This is a genomic window from Bacillus sp. JCM 19034, from assembly GCF_001310635.1.
Lineage (GTDB): Bacteria > Bacillota > Bacilli > Bacillales > Bacillaceae_D > Halalkalibacter.
The window spans coordinates 216732-236181 of the sequence record NZ_BAXR01000004.1; the positions used below are offsets into that span (position 1 = coordinate 216732).

The following is a 19450-nucleotide window of genomic DNA, read 5'->3' on the forward strand; positions in this document are numbered from 1 at the left end:
ATAGTTAATAATAACTAACATAAAGTTTAAAAAAATTAAGTTTTTAAACCCTTAGCTATAATGCATATCGCCTCTTCCATGTCATCATCTAATACCGCTGAGGAAATTCCTTCCAGTAGCGTGCCAGCAACAAACTTCCCATAATTATATCTCATGATCGTTAATGCTTGGACTTCAGGGTTACCCTTAACTACCTTTCCCTTTTGCTGCATGACATAAAGATATTCAGTGACGATTTTCAGAAACTTTAAAGCATTATTGTGTACGCTTAAATGTATTTCAGGCATTGTTTTTCGTTCCATTATGGAAATTAAATAAATTTTCTTATTTCTCTTCAGCACATCATGGTACAAATTACTGATCATTAATAAATCTGTTTCTAACTCATACGTGATGTTCTTTTGGATTATCTGTTCAATGGGTGCAGAGAACAAATAATTATCAATAATGGCGTCTAATATGGCTTTCTTAGAGCCAAATGTCCGAAATACGGTCATTTCACTTACGGATGCTGCGGCAGCAATTTCCTTAATCGTTACGGCCTTATATCCCTTATCAGACATTAGATCAACGGTAGATAATAATATTTTATCGGCAGTGTTTTCTGTTTTTTTGCTCAAATGAATCACCCTTTTATTAGTTATCGATAACTAACATTTTCGTTAATTATATTCCTTACCAAGATGATTGTCAAGCGTCTTCATTATGTAATCCTGTCCTTAATAATGTCCTTTATTAGTGGATTTGGACGAACATATACTATGTTTATTATTTAGAACCCTCTACATTAAAGATAAATCTCCAATATGTTGTGAACTCATTTCCTTGGATACATCATAACTTTGAATGCATAATAATCATGAATGTAGCTAATGTTTCTTGCCATTAATTTTGGAATCTCTTCCTCCGTAACAACGAACCAATCAATAACCTTGCGTTTCCAATACTCTCGCTCTATATCAAACATACCTTTTCCTCTATCCAATATAGTAAAAACCAGTTGTCATTACAAATAGGGCCTCCTGATTTAGAATCAGCAGGATGATTAACTCCGAGCTCATCTGCAATAATAATTGTTTCTTCTATAGGTAATAAATCACGAGAATAACTGCAGTGGTAAACAGCTTGTCGGCGAGCTTGACAAAGATATAATGCGTGATATAATGTTGATTGATTCAACTATATTATTTTGTGGTGATTATTATGACCCTTCATTCCCAAGCACAAGAATTAAAGAAACTCCTATATTCTCTTAGTGACCTATTCCATCTGCAAGAACAGGAGCAACTCTGCTGTTATGATGTTACAACTTCTGAATGCCGAACGCTTAGTTATCTCAAACATGATTCTGAACGCAATGTAACTGTAACGATGAACGAACTTGCGGATAAGTTGCATTTGACCCGTGGAGGGGCTACAAGGGTCATTGATAAGTTAAGTAATAAAGGATATGTAATACGTCAAACTCATCCTGGCGATAAGCGAGTTTGTTGTATCGTACTCACACCGCAAGGAACCGAATTGATTGACCGTATCGAAACTGAAGTTGTCGAGCGTCATAAACAGATTCTTACTCAACTTGACCCTACTATGCGACAGGTTGTTCTAGCTTCTTTACAGGCATTGCAGAATTCGGTACAGCAAGTGCATAGGGATGGAGGTGAGTAGGGAGTTTTTTGGTAAATAGTTGATTCAATCAACTAATATTATAAGGAGTTGGTCTTATGAAGGAAAAAACAATCAGTGTCTGTGGGTGCACTCCATCCTCATCAACAACGACTGAGAATAGTAATCGTACCATCATTGTCCACTTTTTTGAGTTGGATATGTCCCGTAGTGGTGTATCGAGTTGCAACACCTGTATGAGTGTGGAGGATCAAGTTCTTCAAATGGTCGCGGATCTTCGGCCTGTTTTAGAGAAAGTAAATACAGTGGTCCAGGTTAAGAAAACCATCGTCCAAAGTCTCAATCAGGCGGAGGAACTACAGTTTAAGGCATCGCCTTCCATACGGATTGATGGCTTAGAAGTTCTTCCGACACAAGGAGATATCTTTGGATTAGGCGAACGATTTTGGGAGTGGGAAGGTTCATTGTATAATGCCCCACCAACTGCATTAATTGTGGACACTATACTTCGTGCCTATGCGAATAGTGAGCAGACCCAAAATACAACTCCATTTATCTATCAAACACCAGAACCATTACGTGAATATTTCACCGATTCATTCGAAAAAAACATTAATGACAATTGTGAGTGTTCATAGGGTTATATGTATATGTATAGTGATCAATCCTTCAAGTTTTAATGAAAAGCTTGACTGGTGCAACAACCAGAAAGTAGAAAATATGATCAAATTTCTATTGTAAAAAATAAATCCTAATCACAAAAAAGAATCCATTTTGAACAGTCTTTTTTCAAAACGGATTCTTTTCATTGCTCAAAAACAAGGCTTGGCGATGATTTTTCTCCTAAATTTTTTTGAACTTATTGCAAGGTCATACTTCACTAAATAACTCTTGGCAATATTATTCCGTTTCTTAAATTTTTACAAGCTGAGAAATACATCCTATGACAAGTCTAGTAATTGACGTTATTAATATACTCTGTATTTAAAGAGACTTTTTTTGAGAATAATTCTTCAAATGTATAATACTTTGATTTATTCCTCATATGGTGATGATAGCGGGCAATAATGCTATAGATAACCTCATCTTTATAAGGATGAGGGAAATATCCAATCATGAGTCAATTCTCCTTCCTTTTTTAATTGGTATAGTCTTTTAAATAGATACAATAAATAATCTTAACCAAATAAATAATCCCTCTACTCTTAGGAATAGAGGGGAGCAAAAGATTTATTTAGTATTTTGTTCAAACTTTATCTTTGAATCAACATACTAAACATCCTTAAATTTTTTGTATCCAAAAATACATATTAGTATAGAACTTTTTTTAAAAGTCACACAACTTGTTGGTTTGGAATAAAGTTTGATCATTTTACACCTCTGAACTTCCACAAGGAAATGAAATGAAAATATTTTCTAAACAAAGGATCTTATTGTTTTCTAACACCATCCGCAACTAACACTTTTTTCATGATAAACCCTCCCCGTTCCTTCCCTTTCACCGTCATGGTCAACAGCAAAAGCAAACTCACGCCCGAGACGGCTAAAAACACGCCAATCGTACGCTGACCCGGGTATTGAATGTATAGACATACATTAATATTGGTAACTTAATAAAATGGTAAGTAGAAAATGGATTTTCGCCAACTGCTGCTTTTTTATGATGTATTCAATTGGTTGGGACAAAGACTCCATGTCCCAACAGACTAATAAACTCCTGTCCACTGAAGCAAAGCGATCAACTTATTCATATTTAATTACTTCAAGGAGTTTTTCTAAAGAAGCCATAGCTTTCAACTGTTTTCTATTACCGATACTGAGCAAGGTTAGAACCTCTTCAGCAAGTTCTTGGCATGCTGCTGTTCCCTCTGCGCTCCTGAACCTCTCCTTCATCTTTGCATGTTCATCCATATAGTAGTTAACCACTTTAATGAGTCTTATTTTAGCCAATTGAAGCCCGTCAAAGTTACGATAGCCGCTTCTCGGATCCCGGATCGCCTGTATGTACCCTTCTTTATCCCAGTATCTAATAGCTGATCGGGAAACGTTCATTCTTTCTGCGACTTCTCCTAAGGTCCAGAGAGATGATTTCTTTTTCGAGTACTCAATTAGTTCGATTGCTTCCATCACGTACTTCTTTTCCTCACCTCTACGAATCAGTTCATCGTTAAGAATCCAGAGTGCTTCATCTATTTTCTTATTCTCGACGGTTTCCATAACCTTCACTGCTACATCTATTCCAAAACCGTCGGATAGCGATTTAATGCATGTAAAATAAAGAAGATGAATGTCTGAATAAACACGGTATCCACTTTCTGTCCGTCTGGGTGTAGGAACGAGTCCACGGGCTTCATAATTACGTATTGTATTTGTACTTATATTCAATTTCGCTGCAATCTCGGCAGGCTTAAGCTTACTCATTTTATCCCCTCCTTCACTTAATATGCAGAGTTTTCCCTACAAATCATTAACAATATTGGGTTTATTATATCAAACCTTCCAATTTGCATTAGTGTTGTACGATTAGGGTGAATCAAAAAAGAAAGGGGACCAACTAATGACTTTAATCGAACAGAACATGGACATAACAGAACTTGAGAAAGCACTGAATGCCTATGTTGAATCAAACTGGAAGAAAATCCTTGAAGACAACCGTGAGGAGTTTGAAGCCCTGTTTCCGGAGTATGAAGAAGGTACTTACGGTATTTATGCTGAAAAGTTACTCGTACCCGCCTGGCGGCAGGTAGAGAAGGCAGGCTTCCGTTCCACAGCGGAAATAAAAGAGGATGATTACGTAATTGCTGATTTCCTACTATTCCGCCATTCTCTTGAAAAAGAAAAATGGGGAACACCGTCTAACGAAAAGAGAGTATTTTGGATTACAATAAAAAATAGCCAGGAGGAAGAAATCGGTACACTTCTAATGGAGATGTCGCATTCTCATGCAGGTTTCTCCATTCCCTCTCCACCGAAGTTCCTTGCTCTTCAAACAACAAATGGACGTGAAATCAGGTCCCAGATCCGTTCTATCTATAAATAATGGTTTTGAGAGACTTACCTCCTGGTGGCATTAGAATAATATCTAAGGATTTTAAATCTATGGTTAGCCAGATATCTTTCTGGTTGACCTTTTTTATTTGGTCTTATTTATTGGTAGTCGGTAAGCCCGAACTATAGAAAAAATGAGCCCCTAAGCGGTACGCATCACAAATAGCCGTATATCCTGATTTTTTATCTGATATGCGGCTTATTTTCGACATTCTGCCTGAATTAATTTTGACCAAGGCATGTATTGATCCAAGATGTCAGGATTTTGCTGGATTCCGAGATTCGGTAGATCCGTCAAAAGCTTTTTTAAGTACTCGTAGAAATCACTCCGTTGCTTTTGGCTGTTTCTGCGATACTTAAACAAATGGCGTTCGCTTTTGCTCCAGCTTCGCTGACGGAAAAGAGCCAGTTTTTTCTCCCTATGACGTTAGGGCGAATGGCATTTTCGGCTGGATTATTATCCATCTCAATGCGCCCGTCGTACGTCCAAATATATGCGAATGATTTTTCCACAAGGAAATCTGAAGTTCTAACAGCTTACATCATCTAGCCTATCAAAGATTAAAAGTTGAAGCACAAAATCCTGTCCGCATAGAGCTTAATATGACACTTAATCGGAATTTTTGCCATAGGTGCGACGCAAATTTTCAGGCATGTGCTGGTATAGCGAATCGATATCCGTAGCCCGGATTAGCACATGCCCGCCGTTGCCGGATTGTGATTTTTCGCCCGTAAAAATGAAGTGGCGGTCAATTCAATTTCCCAAGCCTCCACTGTGGCAAATAAATCATTAAGATTCCAGGTCTGCTCAACAGGGAAACCTGAGAGGTGTGAAAGTTCAAACAATTTCAGGTAAGGAAATGGAGAACGGTCAAGGCTTTCCGGAAACAGAAAAACTGGTAAAAATGAGCAGGCTATTCCAGGTTTCGCTCGATTACCTATTAAAGGATGAAGATCAGCCTTTGGAGAACAAGGAACGACTGAGGAAGGCTACTATGCCAGTCAGGAAGTTGTGGAAGCCTATCTCTCATCAGCAGGTCTTCGTTTATGTTTTTCATTAATTATTTTTTTGTTAAGTATTCTAACTTCTGTGTAATGACAATAAAGTTATTTAATTCTGATGCCGAAAATACGCATTACATCGTTCTCAAATGAAGGCGGTGTAAAAATAAAGATGTTTAATTTTTAATGCAATTGCTGAATAACACTTCATAAATGTAACAATAAAGTTGTTTAAATTGATATTTGTTCCACAATCCTCTGTTTGTTGAATATCAATAACATTACCCCGTATTGTTAATTGATGATATAAAAGGGTATTAGCTGAGTAAAGGCTACTACTTTTTATTATGATAAAACCGCTTTGCTTTTGCACGATTCCCGCAGTCGGTCATCGAACACCAACGTCTGCTGCGATTGCGGCTTGTATCCAAAAACAGCGAACCACACGGATGTCCTTCACACTTTTTCACTCTACTTAGTTCTTTTTCAGAAATAAGAATGTCTATTGCAGATTGAACTATGGGTGGAAGCATCCCGTCTAATGTTTCTTCACCATTCAAAAATTCCAATGAATAGTTATTTTCACCAGGCACTATTCTTATCATCCCGTAAGCATTGCCTAAGGCTTCATTCAAAATAGAAAGCTCCTTAGACGCTGGTGTTTCATTGTTTGATACTGAACTAAATATTTGGAAAATCGATTCTCGCAGCTCGATAGCTTGTAGGAGAACCTCTTTTGCCTTAGAAGGTTGACTTTCTGCTTTTTTCAATAGTGAAATCGATTGTCGCTTCTTAAGAATATTGGCTTGCAAACTCCAGTTTACCAGCTTCTCGTAACTCGTCAGCAACTCCTGTGATTTCTCACTGCTATCGTGCCAACTTACTGTATTGGCAAAATCCAAACACAAACGTCCGCCGACTAAATCATGCTTGTGTACATCTTTATTTAGATCAGACATGTGACTTCTCCTTGTTTTACCGTAAGTATTTTGACAGTCGGAAAATATAACTTTAAATTCTCTCTTATAACCATTATAGAGTGTATTGACAGTTAGAATCAACTACTTCACAATATAACCATCAAGATAATTATAGAGGGTTATATCCATTGAGTAGCAAGGTGCTGATTTCATTCGAAGTCGTTTTGCAAAGGTTCATAAACAGTCTTTGAAATCGGTTCGTAAAGGATATAGCCCACTAAGGGCAACTCAATTATGATTTTTTGAAAGGAGAAGCTGAAAATGAAAGTTGAAATCCATCCGCTGACGCCAGAGCGATGGCATGATGTGGAACGATTGTTTGGTAAACATGGAGCCTGTGAAGGGTGTTGGTGCATGCATTGGCGAGTAAGAAATAAAGATTTTTAAAAAAGAAGCAATGCAGTAAATCGCGCTGAATTTAAGGAGATTGTTGAAGAAGAACGAAAGCCGGGGTTATTAGCATATGTAGAGGATCAGCCAGTCGGTTGGTGTTCAATTGCAGCGCGTGAAGAATTCAGTGAAAGAATCGACCAATCCCATGTTTTTAAACCGGTAGATGATAAACCTGTGTGGTCCATTCTTTGCTTTTTCGTACACGAAGACTATCGAAAGCGGGGTGGTGCCAAGAAGCTATTGAAAGCAGCAATTGATTTCGCAAGTGCTCGTGGTGCTAAAACATTGGAGGCATTTCCAAAAGATTCTACAGGCAAAGCCTCTGATGCAGATTTGTATACGGGTAAGATAAAGCTGTTTCAAGAACTCAACTTCATTGAAGTCCATCGTCGTCATCCAAAGAGACCCATAATGAGGTATGAAATAACCTAATTCTTATGAAAGGGTAGTGCTTTTTGAAATTGTGAAGACCGATTCCTTTCCTCTGGAAAACGACTACGTACCGAGGAGGGTTTTTCATGAATGAGAATTATTATCGATTTCGAGTGGAGGAAATAAAACAAAAACTTGAATTTATTAATCGTGAGGGTTGAAATACGAGTCATTAAATAAATATAAGCACCCTTTTTATAAAACCTTTTTTTACAAAGCTTTTTTCAGGAAAAAGGACTATAGATAATCGTCGGACTTGAATCTCGAACTAATGGAAAAAGAGAGAATTAAGGTGAGCAAAACTTCTGACCATTACCTTCTTGATTTTGCGAGCAACAAAATGACTTTGTAGGGATACGAAATTTTACGAAAGGGGGTGGTGAGGATCAACTATATTTGACCTAACCCGTTTTGATTCAACTGGCTGCTGTATGTATGCATAACAAAATTTATTGGAGGGATTAAGATGAGTGAATCATTAAGAAACTCAGTTAAAGCAATGGTAAAGGAAACTTTTGAAGGCCCCCCGGTTCCTGTAAAAGGAACTTGGTTCACAACTGTTGAACCGAATTCAGGAATTTTCGGTGTAATAGAGAGAATGTCTTACGACGAAGCCTCCATGTCAATTCATGGAACAACATTGGCTGCGCATACTGATCACGTCCGCTATCACATTTGGGGAATCAATGGAATCTTAAAAAAAGGAAAACAACCTGAAATGGATTGGGGAAAGAGCTGGGATATTCATTCAGTAGATGAACAGCAATGGAACCGAATTCAGGAAGGATTGCGAAATGAATACTTAACACTTTTGGAATCGATTGACGCTATTGAATGGAATGAACAATCTGACACTGTGGTAGCTTCTTTGGCCCATTCAGCATATCATCTTGGAGCTCTTCACCAAATGTTAAAAGTGATTAAGTCGTAGCTTTGACATAAAGTTTGATCATTAACCGAGTATCGGTGTAAGGAAAGGGAGTCGGGCGCTTATCCGAATTTATTTGATTTGGTTCACAATTATTGTGAAGTGCCGCTTCTTTTCACAAAACGACATCGAAATAGCATATTAAAATCAGCAAATCGATCTTTATCTTGATCGGGAAAAACCCCAAATCATGAGAGATCTTTATTTGTAAGACCTATGCCATCAGTTGCACCAAACGATTTGATGGCATATTTTTAAAGACACCATATAAATATGTTGGTTTGGAATAAAGTTTGATCAAAAATATCTCACGAACGGCACTTTACGATAAATGAAAAGAATCCATTTTGAGAAAAGTTTGATCAAAATGGATTCCTTATCAATGAATCTATGCTTTGATTTTATAAAAAAGTTTGATCATTTCCTAATGGTGTTACTCAACAATCGCACTTGATTTGAGAAGATTATTACTTAATCCTTAATTAACATGATGAAATTTTACTTGAACAAGAAGGTTTTAGAACTCTAATTTTATATTATAAGAAGTATTTATTTATATATAAAACCATTAGATTGTAAAGAAATTATATTGCATTATCATTTCGCTTTAAGGTAACTCAGGCAATCCAAGCTCTTTTAAGAACTGATTATGCTTAGCCTTAGCCTTGCTAATAGTATCTTCTATTGTATCCAAACTCTTTTTTACACCTGCAAGGTCAATAATTTCTTCTTCCGCAGCCGTGCTAACATATCGTGAAATGTTTAAGTTGAATTTATTCTTTTCAATTTCTTCCATAGATACACGTCGAGAGTATTTTTTGTCATCTTCTTTTCGATATTGATATGTTTCAACTATTTTGTCGATATGCTCTGGCAATAGGGAATTTTACCGTTTACCCCTTGTCTCATTGAAATTAAGTTCTTCCCCGCTTTTCCTTCCCTTCTATCCCCCTAAATCCCTTCTCCCACTTACCTTTACACTCTTTCTCACCCTTAAACCTTATCTCTATTCTGTAATTCAAGTTCTTCCTCAAAAACCACCCTATCGGGTTAAAAATGTACCGAAAACGGAACAGAAAGGAAGACGAAAATGTAATTAAGTTCTTCCATAGTAGGAGTAAGGATTAAGGTAAAAAGATGTTTGATCAGGTGTTTTTTACAGGCTTTTCTTCACACTATTTTCCTATCTTGTTTATAACTTGTTGATATCTAACTCTTCTTCATGCTTTTCCTCTAACCTTATCCCTAATTTTGTGTATATTGTGTTGACATCGCCGTCTTCCCTTCTCTTTTTCTTTACCTTATTCACAACTTATCCCCTATTTTCTCAAACCTTTCTATCACGCTTTTTAAAATCTCCCGCTTTTTTCCACTCCCTTTTATCACAAAAAAAGAACCGAATGGCGTACCGTTGGTACGCTCCCCGATTCTTTTCTCTTTTTTAGATTGCTTCTTCTTCATATACCTCAGCCAATAACTCACAATACAAGTTACGGGTGAAATTAAACTGACTGTACACATGCTTAAATTCCTCTTCGTTATGCAAGCCTAATTCTAATATCTCCTGTAATGCTTCCTCAATCATATCTATATGATGGAAGATTTGATCAGAGATATCATCAAATTGCTTATATAATTCAGGATTATAAAAATACTCTTTTGCCAAATATTTAAGCGGAATAACGTTTGATAAGAGAGTTGTAGCTAATCTTAACGGCTTGTTAAATGTGTCATTAAGACTGTAGTGATAGGATTCACTTACAAAGATTCGGATACTGCTTTCAAGATTCTTAGATTGGGTAATTGCTGATTGTAATTGTAATTTGTTCATTTCGAGGTCTCCTTTATATGGGGTTTAGTTTGATTAAGCGTCAGATGGGAGTGCTTGAAGAAGTAGGATTAGCACATCCTTTAGGGGAATCATCTACTGCTTATGTATTTATCTTACAAAGGAAAATAACTTTCTACAATAGCTTGGATGTCGTACCCCTGTCGAACCCCCTTTAATTCTTGATTCTACAGGTTTCGTACCAACGGTACTTCTTGCACATTCCCTTATTAGAAAATAAAAATAGCACGAAGAATTGGAGAAAATTTTTGTTAAAGATTAACTTAGCACGAAAAAATGGAGAAAAAATTATGACATCCTTCTGCTTTTATTCAAACGTTTGATGAAATGGTCAAGATTGAAATAAAAAAGAACCGAGAAGTCGTACCAACGGTACGTTTCCCGATTCTTATGAGTCTACATATATAGTTGTCGGCTCCCGCCTTCTCCCCCGTTCAGATACCAACTTATTTACAGCAGGCACGAACTTGAATTACATAGGGGAGAACTTAATTGCAGAGAGACACCCCTACAACTAAATTTCCTTAACCCTACTCCACCGTCACACTCTTCGCCAAATTCCTCGGCTTATCAACATCACAACCTCGATGCAAGGCAGCATAGTAAGAGATAAGCTGTAACGGAATAACTGTAACAAGTGCTGTTAGTAATGGATGGACGCTTGGTAAAACAAACGCGTCTCCTTCTTGATTCAACCCTTCCATACTAATGATACAAGGGTTCGCACCACGTGCTGCCACTTCTTTGACGTTACCGCGGATGCTTAAGTTTACGTGTTCTTGTGTTGCCACAGCGACAACTGGCGTACCATCTTCAATAAGGGCGATCGTTCCGTGCTTGAGCTCACCACCAGCGAAGCCTTCTGCTTGGATGTAGGAGATTTCCTTAAGTTTTAAGGCTCCTTCTAAGCAAACAAAGTAGTCAGCAGCACGACCGATGAAGAAGCAGTTAGGTGTTGTCAGCAAATAATCGCGAGCAATTTGCTCTAACTGGTCTTTTTGGCCACATAATGTTTCCATCGCATTTGCGACGATCGCCAGCTCCTGTAATGGATCAAATGAAAGCTCAATTCCTCTAGCATTTGCTGTATCAACTGCAAGAAGTGCAAAGACCGCCATTTGTGCGGTATATGCCTTCGTAGAAGCAACTGCAATTTCAGGACCTGCATACGTATGAAGGGTGAAATCTGCTTCACGCGAAAGCGTCGAACCTGGTACATTCGTAATTGTTAAAGCTTGATAGCCTTTTTCTTTTATCTCAACTAACACACCGCGTAGGTCTGCTGTTTCTCCACTTTGTGAGATAAAAATAAAGAGTGGGTTCTCGGAAAGAAGCGGCATATTATAAAGAAATTCGCTTGCAATATGCACTTCTACTGGACGTTTGGCAATTCGTTCAATTAACTGTTTACCGACTAAACCAGCATGATAACTCGTTCCAGCAGCAATAATATAAATGCGGTCGGCGTTACTCATCGCTTGGCGAACGTTATCATCAAGACGAACGGTTCCGTCTTCGTTTTGATATTTTTGAATAATATTACGAATGACAAACGGCTGTTCATCAATTTCTTTAAGCATAAAATGCGGATACGTGCCTTTTTCAATATCACTTGCATCTAATTCAGCTGTATATGAAGCACGCGTGACAGCTGTTCCGTCCAATGTTTTAATCGTAATGCCATCACGACGTACGAGCACGATCTCTTCATCCATAATCTCAACGAACTGATCTGTTACTTGTAGCATCGCCATTGCATCTGAAGCAATAACATTCGCATTTTCACTTACACCAATAAGAAGCGGGCTTTTGTTTTTCCCAACATAAACAACGTCAGCGTCCTCTTTATCTAATAAAGCAATCGCGTAAGAGCCTTTTAACAATGAAAGTGTCGTACGGAACGCTTCTTCAACTTGTAGACCTTGGTTGACAAATTTCTCAACGAGCTGAACGATAACCTCTGTATCCGTGTCACTTTTCAATTCAACTTCTATATGCTCACGTTTGAGCTGTTCATAATTTTCAATGACTCCGTTATGAACAAGTGTAAATCGTGCCGTATCACTTTGGTGTGGGTGTGCATTCAATTTACTCGGTACACCATGTGTAGCCCAACGAGTATGACCAATCCCTACCGTGCCGTGTGCAGATTGATCAACTGTATCGCGTAATGTTGCAATGCGTCCTTTTTCCTTGTAAACTTGCACACCTTGATCATTGCTTAGAGCAATCCCAGCTGAATCATAACCGCGATACTCTAATTTCTCTAGCCCTCGTAATAAAATTTCCTTTGCCTCTTCATTTCCGATATAACCAACAATTCCACACATGTTGTAGCTACCTCCTATTGTGAAGGCAAGCAGCTTGGAGGCATACTTGCCCCCACTCTCTTTTTTTATTATTTAGAAGGCATGTTGCTTCTGATTTTGTCCAAAGAGTTGCCTCTCTGTTTTTACAGAAGCTTAGCGGCTGTCATGCTACAACCGGAGGCATCCGCCGAACAATCGATAAACCCTCTCCTCGTCAACTACACATTCGCTCGTGTAGCCCTGGCGCTTTCGTAAATAACCTTACAATCCCCCTTCCTGTTATTGACTCACGGAACATCATACCTTAATGTTCCAAAATCGTCAATAATAAATTGTACGAGGTAACTTTTCGCTACCTACTAACAAAATATGCATAAGCCCGCCTTTCGGTGCAGCTTATGCATATTGAAATCTTATTCATCAAGTCCTAGCTCTTCTTTTACAACTTCAGCGATTTGATTAACATAGGTTGAACAAAGCTCTTCTGTCTTAGCCTCAACCATTACTCGAACGAGAGGCTCTGTCCCCGATGGGCGAACGAGTACTCGTCCCTCTCCTCGCATTTCTTCTTCAACTTGCTCAATCACGTTTCGTACTTCAACGTTTTCCATCACGGCATTTTTATCTGATACACGAATATTGACGAGCTCTTGTGGGAAAGTTTCCATTTCCTCTGCTAAATCAGATAATTTTCTACCAGTAGCCTTTATAATGTTCACAAGCTGAACGGCCGTTAGCAAACCATCACCTGTCGTAATATAATCTAAGAAAATAATATGACCAGATTGTTCACCACCAAGGTTATAACCGCCTTTACGCATTTCTTCCATAACGTAGCGATCACCGACAGCTGTTTGTTTTGCTTCAATACCAATTTCCTCTAATCCTTTATAAAAACCGAGGTTACTCATAACTGTCGATACGACAGTCCCATGGTTTAGCCATCCTTGTGCTTTCATATATTTAGCACATATGTACATGATTTTATCGCCATCAACGATTTGCCCTTTTTCATCAATGGCAATTAAACGATCAGCATCTCCGTCAAATGCTAGTCCGATATGTGCTTCTTTTTCTAACACAAATTGGGCTAGCGCTTCCGGATGGGTTGATCCACAGCCTTCGTTTATATTAGTTCCATTTGGAGTTGCTCCCATTGTTGAAATATCTGCCTCTAAGTCAGCAAATAAATGTGGTGCTAATGACGAGGCTGCTCCATTTGCACAATCAAGTGCTACATGAATTCCCGTAAAATCCTCTTGAACCGTTTGCTTTAGAAACTGTAAATATTTCTGAACCCCTTCGAAGTAATCAGTCGTTTGCCCAAGTTGCCCCCCGACTGGACGAGGTAGTTCATCCTCTTGATCTAAAAGGCGCTCAATCTCCTCCTCCTGTTGATCTAGCAATTTAAAGCCATCTGGTCCAAAGAACTTAATACCATTGTCAGGAACAGGATTGTGAGAAGCTGAAATCATAACTCCAGCACTCGCACTAAGTGCCTTGGTTAAATATGCAACACCAGGGGTTGAAATAACCCCTAAACGCATTACTTCAGCACCAATGGAAAGAAGCCCAGCAACTAGTGCACTTTCCAACATTTCTCCGGATATACGTGTATCACGTCCAATAATAACACGTGGCTTCTCCTCTTCTTTCGTTAACACATATCCACCCATACGCCCTAACTTAAAAGCGAGCTCCGGTGTTAATTCACTATTCGCTACACCTCTTACACCATCTGTACCAAAATATTTACCCATGAATTATTCTCTCCTTCAAAAAATCATCACTCAGATTTGAGTTGTATTTGAACTGGAATCGTTTCATCCATTAACTGAAACCGAATATGAGGCGGTCCATTAATTTGTATTTCAACATCATGCTCGCCTTGTGATAACTGGCTCACATCAATAAATGCTTGAATATCTTCAGCAGTCATACGCTCTAACAGCTCAGCTGCTCCTTTAGCTATAACTGCTGTAGTCGGCTCGGGATCTTCCACAAATATGACATCATCGTCGTCACCTTTACCAATCAAATCAATTGGAATATCTTCAAACTCTTCTTCCTCTTCAATAGCCAAACTTACATGTATCGTTGCAACTTCTGGTGAAATTCGTTCAACTCCACTAGGTAGAGCAATCTCCATTTCGATTGTATCACTACCTTCTAGCTCACTTAAATCAAGCTCACCAACACTTATTACATTAATGCTATCAATAACGTCTAGCGGCCCGTATATCGTTACTTCTTCTGGTTCAATTTCAAGCTCATCGATACTCATTCCTTCCGGTAAATCACCTACTCGAGTTACCCTCGTTGGAACCGTCTTATTCGGGCTCGTTACAGGCACCGTAATGTCAACAACAGCCGGCTCAACCTCTAATGTAAGCTGGTTTCCATTCTCATCAAATAATTGAATAGGCGCAGCATCTTCTATCGTTTCATCAGCTCGCTTACATCAATATAAGCACGGGCATGCTTCAATTCGGCCACTTGATCTCTTGCCGCTGTCACCTCGACATTCACCGGTGAGACAATCGGTGTCCCTAATGAATAACCTTCTTTTACATCTCCCTCATTTAAAAACTCAACCTGAACCGGTATGGAGACGGTTTGTTTTTCCTGAAGCTGGACTCGGACATATTGAGGGTCAACCGTTACCGATAAATCATTAGGAAAGCCCTATGTTCAACATTAACAGTATGTGTTCCCTCTCCGTGATCAGACAAATCAGCTACTATTTCAAAGGACCCCCTGGCTAACTGAAATAGCGTGATGGATGTTTGTGGTCCCTTTAAAGTCACTTGCACATGCTCTGGATAGTCAATTAATTCATAAACTTCATCATTGTAAAGGACCGTTAGCTCAACCTCTTCCAACGTATACGTTTTTTGATTCGTAGGAAGTAAACCACTTTGATTTGTCATATCATCAATGTTAACCATCGTAAATAACATGAGTGCAATGAAAAATGCGATGAATTTGACAAACCAATGATTGTTAAAAAGCTTATCCATTATTCTTTCCTCCCCACTGCCAACGTGAAGCGGTTGTAGGTTTCCCTTCCATCAATAATTCTTTTTCTAATAGCTCTCTTAACTCCTTTTCATCAATATCGCGATGCAATTCACCATTTTTCGTTAACGACATTGCCCCCGTTTCCTCTGAAACAATGATCGTTAAACAATCAGTTACCTCACTTACTCCAAGTGCAGCACGGTGTCTTGTCCCTAATTCTTTCGAGATAAAAGGGTTCTCTGATAAAGGTAAATAACAAGCTGCAGCTAAAATCGAATCCCCTTTTAATACAACTGCACCGTCATGTAATGGTGTATTCGGTATAAACGTATTAATTAGCAGCTCTGGCGACAACTGAGCATTCATTTTAATGCCTGTCTCAACATAATCATTCATGCCTGTCTCACGCTCGATTGACATTAATGCACCAATCCGGCGTTTTGCCATATAGACAGTTGCTTTAATAATCGCATCAATGGATTTCTTCATCTCCTCCTGCTCTGGAATAGCACGACTTGAAAAGAAACGCCCTCGCCCCAATTGCTCTAATGCACGTCTGAGTTCTGGCTGAAAGATAATAATAATTGCCAAAACACCATAAATGACTGTCTGATTCATTATGAATTCTAACGTACGAAGACCAAAAAAGCGGCTCAGGAACCATACGAGTAAAATGACCGTAATCCCTTTCAACAATTGCACAGCTTTGGTCCCGCGTATAAGCATAATTAATTTATAAACGACGAATGTTACAAGTAATATATCTACAATTTGACCAACATAGTTGAGCAAACGAATATCCCCTAATGCAGAAAACACAGCTCGGCCTCCAAACATACGTGAAATCAACTGTTGTCCATTATATCACAAAAACCTCCAATTTAGCCTAGTATATGAATTGTCCTCATCAATTATAAGAAACTACCTTAATTTTGCACACCCTTGCTGTGTAATCACACCTAACACTTCATTTATTTGATTACTCAAAAAAGGTCTCCATAAGCTTCTAACTTAGGAGACTCACTATGAGGCGTTTCGTATTATTTTGTATCACCGTTAGTAAAAGCAACTACTTCTTTAAAAAATCGTTTCGTATGATACCATATCCACTCAAGCATTTGATCAACCTCATGAATTTCACCAGAAACATGTCCTGCTGAAGCATAGTACGTTTCGCTATTAATAGCGAGCACATTTCCGCGAACTTCACCCTCAATTTGGAGCTTTCCATTTTGGATCGTAATGTCCCCTTCAATAATTTCTCCTTCAGGAACAATTACTACACCATTTTCTTGATTAATGGCTAACTGGGAAGAGCCGCTAACGACTAATTGTTTCTCGTCATTCCACATCGTCGACAAGCTCATTGTCATTAATAATATAAACACAGCCGCAGCAACAATGACTGGATGTTTCCGTGTCCACTGTTTCCATTTTGATGTTTGCTTACGTTCAGGCAAACGTTTCATTACAGAATGGGTAAAATTAGCTGGAGCAGCAATATGCGACAAACTTTGGACAAATGCGATCGTCTTCAATGATTCATGGACCCGTTTCCGACATGCCTCGCATTCAGCCAAATGCTCCTTTAAACGCTCTTTATTCTCACTTGAGATTTCGCCATCAAGGTATTCTTGTATCAGCACTTCATAATCCTTTTCGCAAGTCATCCAAAGCCCCCTTTCTACATGTGGCGCATTCTTTTTCGCAACGCTTCTCTTCCTCTATGAACTCGTGTTTTCACAGTGGCAGGTGGCATATCTAATATTTCGCTGATTTCATTTATTGAGAGGTCTTCAATATACTTTAATATAATAGCCGTTCGATATTTGACAGGTAATTGATTAATCTCATGTTGAACCCAATCCTGTAGCTCTCTTGTTACAACTTGATCTTCTGGCAGCTCTTCATCTGCAGCTAATTGGGATTCCAGTGTAACACCTTCTGTCCCCTTCACCTCATCTTGCAAGTAAAAGTCTGGCTTTTTTTTCCGCAAACGATCAATCGAGACATTTGTCGCAATGCGAAACAGCCATGTTGAAAATTTGCGGTTTATATCGTATCGATCAATATTCGTATACGCACGTAAAAAGGCTTCTTGGGCAACATCCTGTGCTTCATGGACATTTCCAAGCATACGATAACAAATTTGATAAACTTTATCTTTATAGAGTTCAACAATTTCTTCAAAAGCTTGTTGATCTCCTTTTCTCACTTCCCCAACTAATCGTTTAATCGTACTCTCCATTTCTAATATCCCTACCTAAACGGTTCTGACATGATATACGTATCCACCTTATGTAAGGTTTCACTCTTTTTAATAATATCATAAAATACCAGAACTTAGGCTAGGTAATCCCTTCTTTTTTCCAAGATAAGTTTATCTAATATAACGATTGAACGGTTATCCTTCATTTAATTCAGTTGTACCTCGTATATTATCTTACTCGTTTATGTTCTATCTTCGACCTGTAATGCCTTGAGAAAAAAGTTCTAATTAGCAAATGATAGTTTAGTAGGGAAATGCTAAATTTAAACATATAGGCATATTTTAACAGAGACTTTTAATCCATTAAATAATAGGAGTGATAATATGAGTTTTTTAGTTTAAAAGCAGAGTGTGCTATTTGTGATCAAGAGGCCGGTTTAAATAGATACAGAATAGCTGATAAAAAATGGATATGCCCAAGCTGCTTTAAAAAAGCAGGGTTTAAAAAAATGGGACAAATGAAAAAACCTATTAATAAAATGACAATTGAAGAAATACATGCTGCTATTGAAGCAAAGAAGGAAAATAGATGGAGAGTCAGTCGCTCAAGGGGGATTAGGTAGGGCACTTATAGGTGGTGCTTTATTCGGAGGGACAGGAGCAATAGTTGGAGGCATAACAGGTAGAAAAACTAATAAAAGCGTATGTAACAGCTTGAAGTTAAAAATTACAATTAACGACTTCAACAATCCTACTGTCTATGTTAACTTCGTCGAGCATTCAACCAAAAGAGATGGGCTTATCTTTAAAAGCAAATTCGAAGATGCACAGGAATGCTTATCGACGCTACAACTAATCTGCGACAGGCAAAAAAAAGGTGATCAGCATCAAAATGAACAAATAACCTCTTCTGCAGATGAATTGTTGAAATTCAAGCAGTTATTAGATGCAGGGGCTATTAGTCAGGAAGAGTACGACTTTAAAAAGAAAGAATTAATGGGGATGTAGAGATCTGCACTACCACGAAATGAACTCCAAAACATCGCCTTCTAATACAAAAAAGGTGCTTAAAAGGATTATCCATCCAATTTAAACACCTCTATATAATATATGGAAATGGAGCCTAGCGGGATCGAACCGCTGACCTCCTGCGTGCAAAGCAGGCGCTCTCCCAGCTGAGCTAAGGCCCCGTAAGCGGAAGACGAGATTCGAACTCGCGACCCCCACCTTGGCAAGGTGGTGTTCTACCACTGAACTACTTCCGCACTTCCTAAGATGAGCCATGAAGGACTCGAACCTTCGACCCTCTGATTAAAAGTCAGATGCTCTACCAACTGAGCTAATGGCTCGAAAGACATTCAACTGCCTTAATAAATAACATGGCTGGGCTAGCAGGATTCGAACCTGCGCATGACGGAATCAAAATCCGTTGCCTTACCGCTTGGCGATAGCCATTAAAACAACAATGGTGGAGGGGGACGGATTCGAACCGCCGAACCCGGAGGGAGCGGATTTACAGTCCGCCGCGTTTAGCCACTTCGCTACCCCTCCACTTACTTATGTATTTTGAAATGGTGGAGGATGACGGGATCGAACCGCCGACCCCCTGCTTGTAAGGCAGGTGCTCTCCCAGCTGAGCTAATCCTCCGATAT

21 protein-coding genes, 6 tRNA genes and 3 pseudogenes are annotated in these 19450 nt (G+C 38.7%); 8 read left to right on the forward strand and 22 right to left on the reverse strand.

Features of this window, described 5'->3' with window-relative positions:
• Positions 1-35: 35 nt before the first annotated feature.
• Entirely contained in the window at positions 36-620 is a 585-nt protein-coding gene (locus JCM19034_RS09410; RefSeq protein ID WP_062049168.1) for a TetR/AcrR family transcriptional regulator, read from the reverse strand.
• Positions 621-788: 168 nt separating this feature from the next.
• Positions 789-1095, reverse strand: a pseudogene (locus JCM19034_RS24805) (heteromeric transposase endonuclease subunit TnsA); the annotation flags it as partial.
• 108 nt (positions 1096-1203) lie between these two features.
• On the opposite strand from JCM19034_RS24805, the gene JCM19034_RS09415 reads away from it, so the two are divergent.
• Positions 1204-1668: a MarR family winged helix-turn-helix transcriptional regulator gene (locus JCM19034_RS09415; protein WP_062049170.1), complete on the forward strand. Its 465-nt coding sequence runs from the start codon at positions 1204-1206 to the stop codon at positions 1666-1668.
• Between the two features lie 158 nt (positions 1669-1826).
• A complete protein-coding gene (locus JCM19034_RS09420; protein WP_269431682.1) occupies positions 1827-2264 on the forward strand; it encodes a DUF2703 domain-containing protein in 438 nt (145 codons plus the stop codon).
• A gap of 314 nt (positions 2265-2578) precedes the next feature.
• On the opposite strand, the gene JCM19034_RS21735 is transcribed toward JCM19034_RS09420, so the two are convergent.
• Both JCM19034_RS21735 and JCM19034_RS09425 read right to left on the reverse strand, forming a co-directional pair.
• On the reverse strand, positions 2579-2743 hold the full coding sequence (locus tag JCM19034_RS21735) for a hypothetical protein (RefSeq protein WP_156323933.1): 165 nt from the start codon (positions 2741-2743) through the stop codon (positions 2579-2581).
• A gap of 626 nt (positions 2744-3369) precedes the next feature.
• Positions 3370-4047, reverse strand: coding sequence for a MerR family DNA-binding transcriptional regulator (locus tag JCM19034_RS09425; RefSeq protein ID WP_062049174.1), 678 nt, complete (start codon positions 4045-4047; stop codon positions 3370-3372).
• 136 nt (positions 4048-4183) lie between these two features.
• Between JCM19034_RS09425 and JCM19034_RS09430 the strand changes: the two genes are divergently transcribed.
• A complete protein-coding gene (locus JCM19034_RS09430; protein ID WP_062049176.1) occupies positions 4184-4666 on the forward strand; it encodes a DUF6022 family protein in 483 nt (160 codons plus the stop codon).
• A 314-nt stretch (positions 4667-4980) separates the two neighbouring features.
• Here JCM19034_RS09430 and JCM19034_RS24810 read toward each other — a convergent pair whose 3' ends face one another.
• Complete coding sequence (locus JCM19034_RS24810; protein WP_370621868.1) at positions 4981-5139, reverse strand: transposase; 159 nt, start codon at positions 5137-5139, stop codon at positions 4981-4983.
• A 365-nt stretch (positions 5140-5504) separates the two neighbouring features.
• Between JCM19034_RS24810 and JCM19034_RS09435 the strand changes: the two genes are divergently transcribed.
• A complete protein-coding gene (locus tag JCM19034_RS09435) occupies positions 5505-5735 on the forward strand; it encodes a helix-turn-helix domain-containing protein (RefSeq protein WP_062049178.1) in 231 nt (76 codons plus the stop codon).
• Positions 5736-6011: 276 nt separating this feature from the next.
• On the opposite strand, the gene JCM19034_RS09440 is transcribed toward JCM19034_RS09435, so the two are convergent.
• On the reverse strand, positions 6012-6635 hold the full coding sequence (locus JCM19034_RS09440) for a CGNR zinc finger domain-containing protein (RefSeq protein ID WP_062049180.1): 624 nt from the start codon (positions 6633-6635) through the stop codon (positions 6012-6014).
• 435 nt (positions 6636-7070) lie between these two features.
• Between JCM19034_RS09440 and JCM19034_RS24050 the strand changes: the two are divergent.
• Positions 7071-7481: pseudogene (locus JCM19034_RS24050) on the forward strand (N-acetyltransferase family protein); the annotation flags it as partial.
• Between the two features lie 466 nt (positions 7482-7947).
• Entirely contained in the window at positions 7948-8412 is a 465-nt protein-coding gene (locus JCM19034_RS09450; protein WP_062049182.1) for a hypothetical protein, read from the forward strand.
• Positions 8413-9016: 604 nt separating this feature from the next.
• On the opposite strand, the gene JCM19034_RS09455 is transcribed toward JCM19034_RS09450, so the two are convergent.
• The 10 genes from JCM19034_RS09455 to sigW form a co-directional block, all read right to left on the reverse strand.
• Positions 9017-9286: an N-6 DNA methylase gene (locus tag JCM19034_RS09455; protein ID WP_062049184.1), complete on the reverse strand. Its 270-nt coding sequence runs from the start codon at positions 9284-9286 to the stop codon at positions 9017-9019.
• Positions 9287-9850: 564 nt separating this feature from the next.
• A complete protein-coding gene (locus JCM19034_RS09460) occupies positions 9851-10240 on the reverse strand; it encodes a hypothetical protein (protein ID WP_062049186.1) in 390 nt (129 codons plus the stop codon).
• Between the two features lie 548 nt (positions 10241-10788).
• On the reverse strand, positions 10789-12588 hold the full coding sequence (gene glmS / locus JCM19034_RS09465; protein ID WP_062049188.1) for a glutamine--fructose-6-phosphate transaminase (isomerizing): 1800 nt from the start codon (positions 12586-12588) through the stop codon (positions 10789-10791).
• Positions 12589-12980: 392 nt separating this feature from the next.
• Positions 12981-14327, reverse strand: coding sequence for a phosphoglucosamine mutase (gene glmM / locus JCM19034_RS09470; RefSeq protein ID WP_062049190.1), 1347 nt, complete (start codon positions 14325-14327; stop codon positions 12981-12983).
• 26 nt (positions 14328-14353) lie between these two features.
• Complete coding sequence (locus tag JCM19034_RS23080) at positions 14354-14920, reverse strand: YbbR-like domain-containing protein (RefSeq protein WP_231686890.1); 567 nt, start codon at positions 14918-14920, stop codon at positions 14354-14356.
• A gap of 83 nt (positions 14921-15003) precedes the next feature.
• Positions 15004-15174, reverse strand: a complete 171-nt coding sequence (locus tag JCM19034_RS23085) for a CdaR family protein (protein ID WP_231686895.1) — start codon at positions 15172-15174, stop codon at positions 15004-15006.
• Positions 15175-15227: 53 nt separating this feature from the next.
• Positions 15228-15587 carry a YbbR-like domain-containing protein gene (locus JCM19034_RS23090; protein ID WP_231686891.1) on the reverse strand — a complete coding sequence of 120 codons (360 nt, stop codon included), beginning with the start codon at positions 15585-15587 and terminating at the stop codon, positions 15228-15230.
• Positions 15580-16407, reverse strand: a complete 828-nt coding sequence (cdaA, locus tag JCM19034_RS09480) for a diadenylate cyclase CdaA (protein WP_231686892.1) — start codon at positions 16405-16407, stop codon at positions 15580-15582. The genes JCM19034_RS23090 and cdaA overlap by 8 nt, the downstream gene beginning before the upstream one ends.
• A 221-nt stretch (positions 16408-16628) precedes the next feature.
• Positions 16629-17258 (reverse strand): anti-sigma factor, encoded by a 630-nt coding sequence (locus tag JCM19034_RS09485; protein WP_062049192.1) that lies wholly within the window; start codon positions 17256-17258, stop codon positions 16629-16631.
• Between the two features lie 14 nt (positions 17259-17272).
• A complete protein-coding gene (sigW, locus tag JCM19034_RS09490; protein ID WP_062049194.1) occupies positions 17273-17836 on the reverse strand; it encodes an RNA polymerase sigma factor SigW in 564 nt (187 codons plus the stop codon).
• Between the two features lie 377 nt (positions 17837-18213).
• Between sigW and JCM19034_RS24815 the strand changes: the two genes are divergently transcribed.
• Positions 18214-18420, forward strand: a complete 207-nt coding sequence (locus tag JCM19034_RS24815) for a hypothetical protein (protein WP_082393920.1) — start codon at positions 18214-18216, stop codon at positions 18418-18420.
• Positions 18421-18703: 283 nt separating this feature from the next.
• Positions 18704-18805 (forward strand): annotated as a pseudogene (locus JCM19034_RS24820) (SHOCT domain-containing protein); the annotation flags it as partial.
• A 109-nt stretch (positions 18806-18914) separates the two neighbouring features.
• On the opposite strand, the gene JCM19034_RS09500 reads toward JCM19034_RS24820, so the two are convergent.
• From JCM19034_RS09500 to JCM19034_RS09525, 6 genes are all read right to left on the reverse strand, one after another.
• Positions 18915-18987 (reverse strand) — tRNA-Ala (locus JCM19034_RS09500).
• A 3-nt stretch (positions 18988-18990) separates the two neighbouring features.
• A tRNA-Gly gene (locus JCM19034_RS09505) sits at positions 18991-19062 on the reverse strand.
• 11 nt (positions 19063-19073) lie between these two features.
• Positions 19074-19146: transfer RNA gene (locus tag JCM19034_RS09510), tRNA-Lys, on the reverse strand.
• A gap of 31 nt (positions 19147-19177) precedes the next feature.
• Positions 19178-19252, reverse strand: a tRNA-Gln gene (locus tag JCM19034_RS09515).
• A gap of 11 nt (positions 19253-19263) precedes the next feature.
• A tRNA-Tyr gene (locus tag JCM19034_RS09520) sits at positions 19264-19348 on the reverse strand.
• Between the two features lie 21 nt (positions 19349-19369).
• Positions 19370-19445 (reverse strand) — tRNA-Val (locus tag JCM19034_RS09525).
• Positions 19446-19450 lie beyond the last annotated feature (5 nt).

Bases quoted from the DNA above. Each gene is read 5' to 3' on its own strand.
- JCM19034_RS09415 (WP_062049170.1), top strand. From the start codon at position 1,204: ATGACCCTTCATTCCCAAGCACAAGAATTAAAGAAACTCCTATATTCT.
- JCM19034_RS09420 (WP_269431682.1), top strand. From the start codon at position 1,827: ATGTCCCGTAGTGGTGTATCGAGTTGCAACACCTGTATGAGTGTGGAG.
- JCM19034_RS21735 (WP_156323933.1), bottom strand. From the start codon at position 2,743: ATGATTGGATATTTCCCTCATCCTTATAAAGATGAGGTTATCTATAGC.
- JCM19034_RS09425 (WP_062049174.1), bottom strand. From the start codon at position 4,047: ATGAGTAAGCTTAAGCCTGCCGAGATTGCAGCGAAATTGAATATAAGT.
- JCM19034_RS09430 (WP_062049176.1), top strand. From the start codon at position 4,184: ATGACTTTAATCGAACAGAACATGGACATAACAGAACTTGAGAAAGCA.
- JCM19034_RS24810 (WP_370621868.1), bottom strand. From the start codon at position 5,139: ATGGATAATAATCCAGCCGAAAATGCCATTCGCCCTAACGTCATAGGG.
- JCM19034_RS09440 (WP_062049180.1), bottom strand. From the start codon at position 6,635: ATGTCTGATCTAAATAAAGATGTACACAAGCATGATTTAGTCGGCGGA.
- JCM19034_RS09450 (WP_062049182.1), top strand. From the start codon at position 7,948: ATGAGTGAATCATTAAGAAACTCAGTTAAAGCAATGGTAAAGGAAACT.
- JCM19034_RS09460 (WP_062049186.1), bottom strand. From the start codon at position 10,240: ATGAACAAATTACAATTACAATCAGCAATTACCCAATCTAAGAATCTT.
- glmS (WP_062049188.1), bottom strand. From the start codon at position 12,588: ATGTGTGGAATTGTTGGTTATATCGGAAATGAAGAGGCAAAGGAAATT.
- glmM (WP_062049190.1), bottom strand. From the start codon at position 14,327: ATGGGTAAATATTTTGGTACAGATGGTGTAAGAGGTGTAGCGAATAGT.
- JCM19034_RS23090 (WP_231686891.1), bottom strand. From the start codon at position 15,587: ATGGATAAGCTTTTTAACAATCATTGGTTTGTCAAATTCATCGCATTT.
- JCM19034_RS09485 (WP_062049192.1), bottom strand. From the start codon at position 17,258: ATGACTTGCGAAAAGGATTATGAAGTGCTGATACAAGAATACCTTGAT.
- sigW (WP_062049194.1), bottom strand. From the start codon at position 17,836: ATGGAGAGTACGATTAAACGATTAGTTGGGGAAGTGAGAAAAGGAGAT.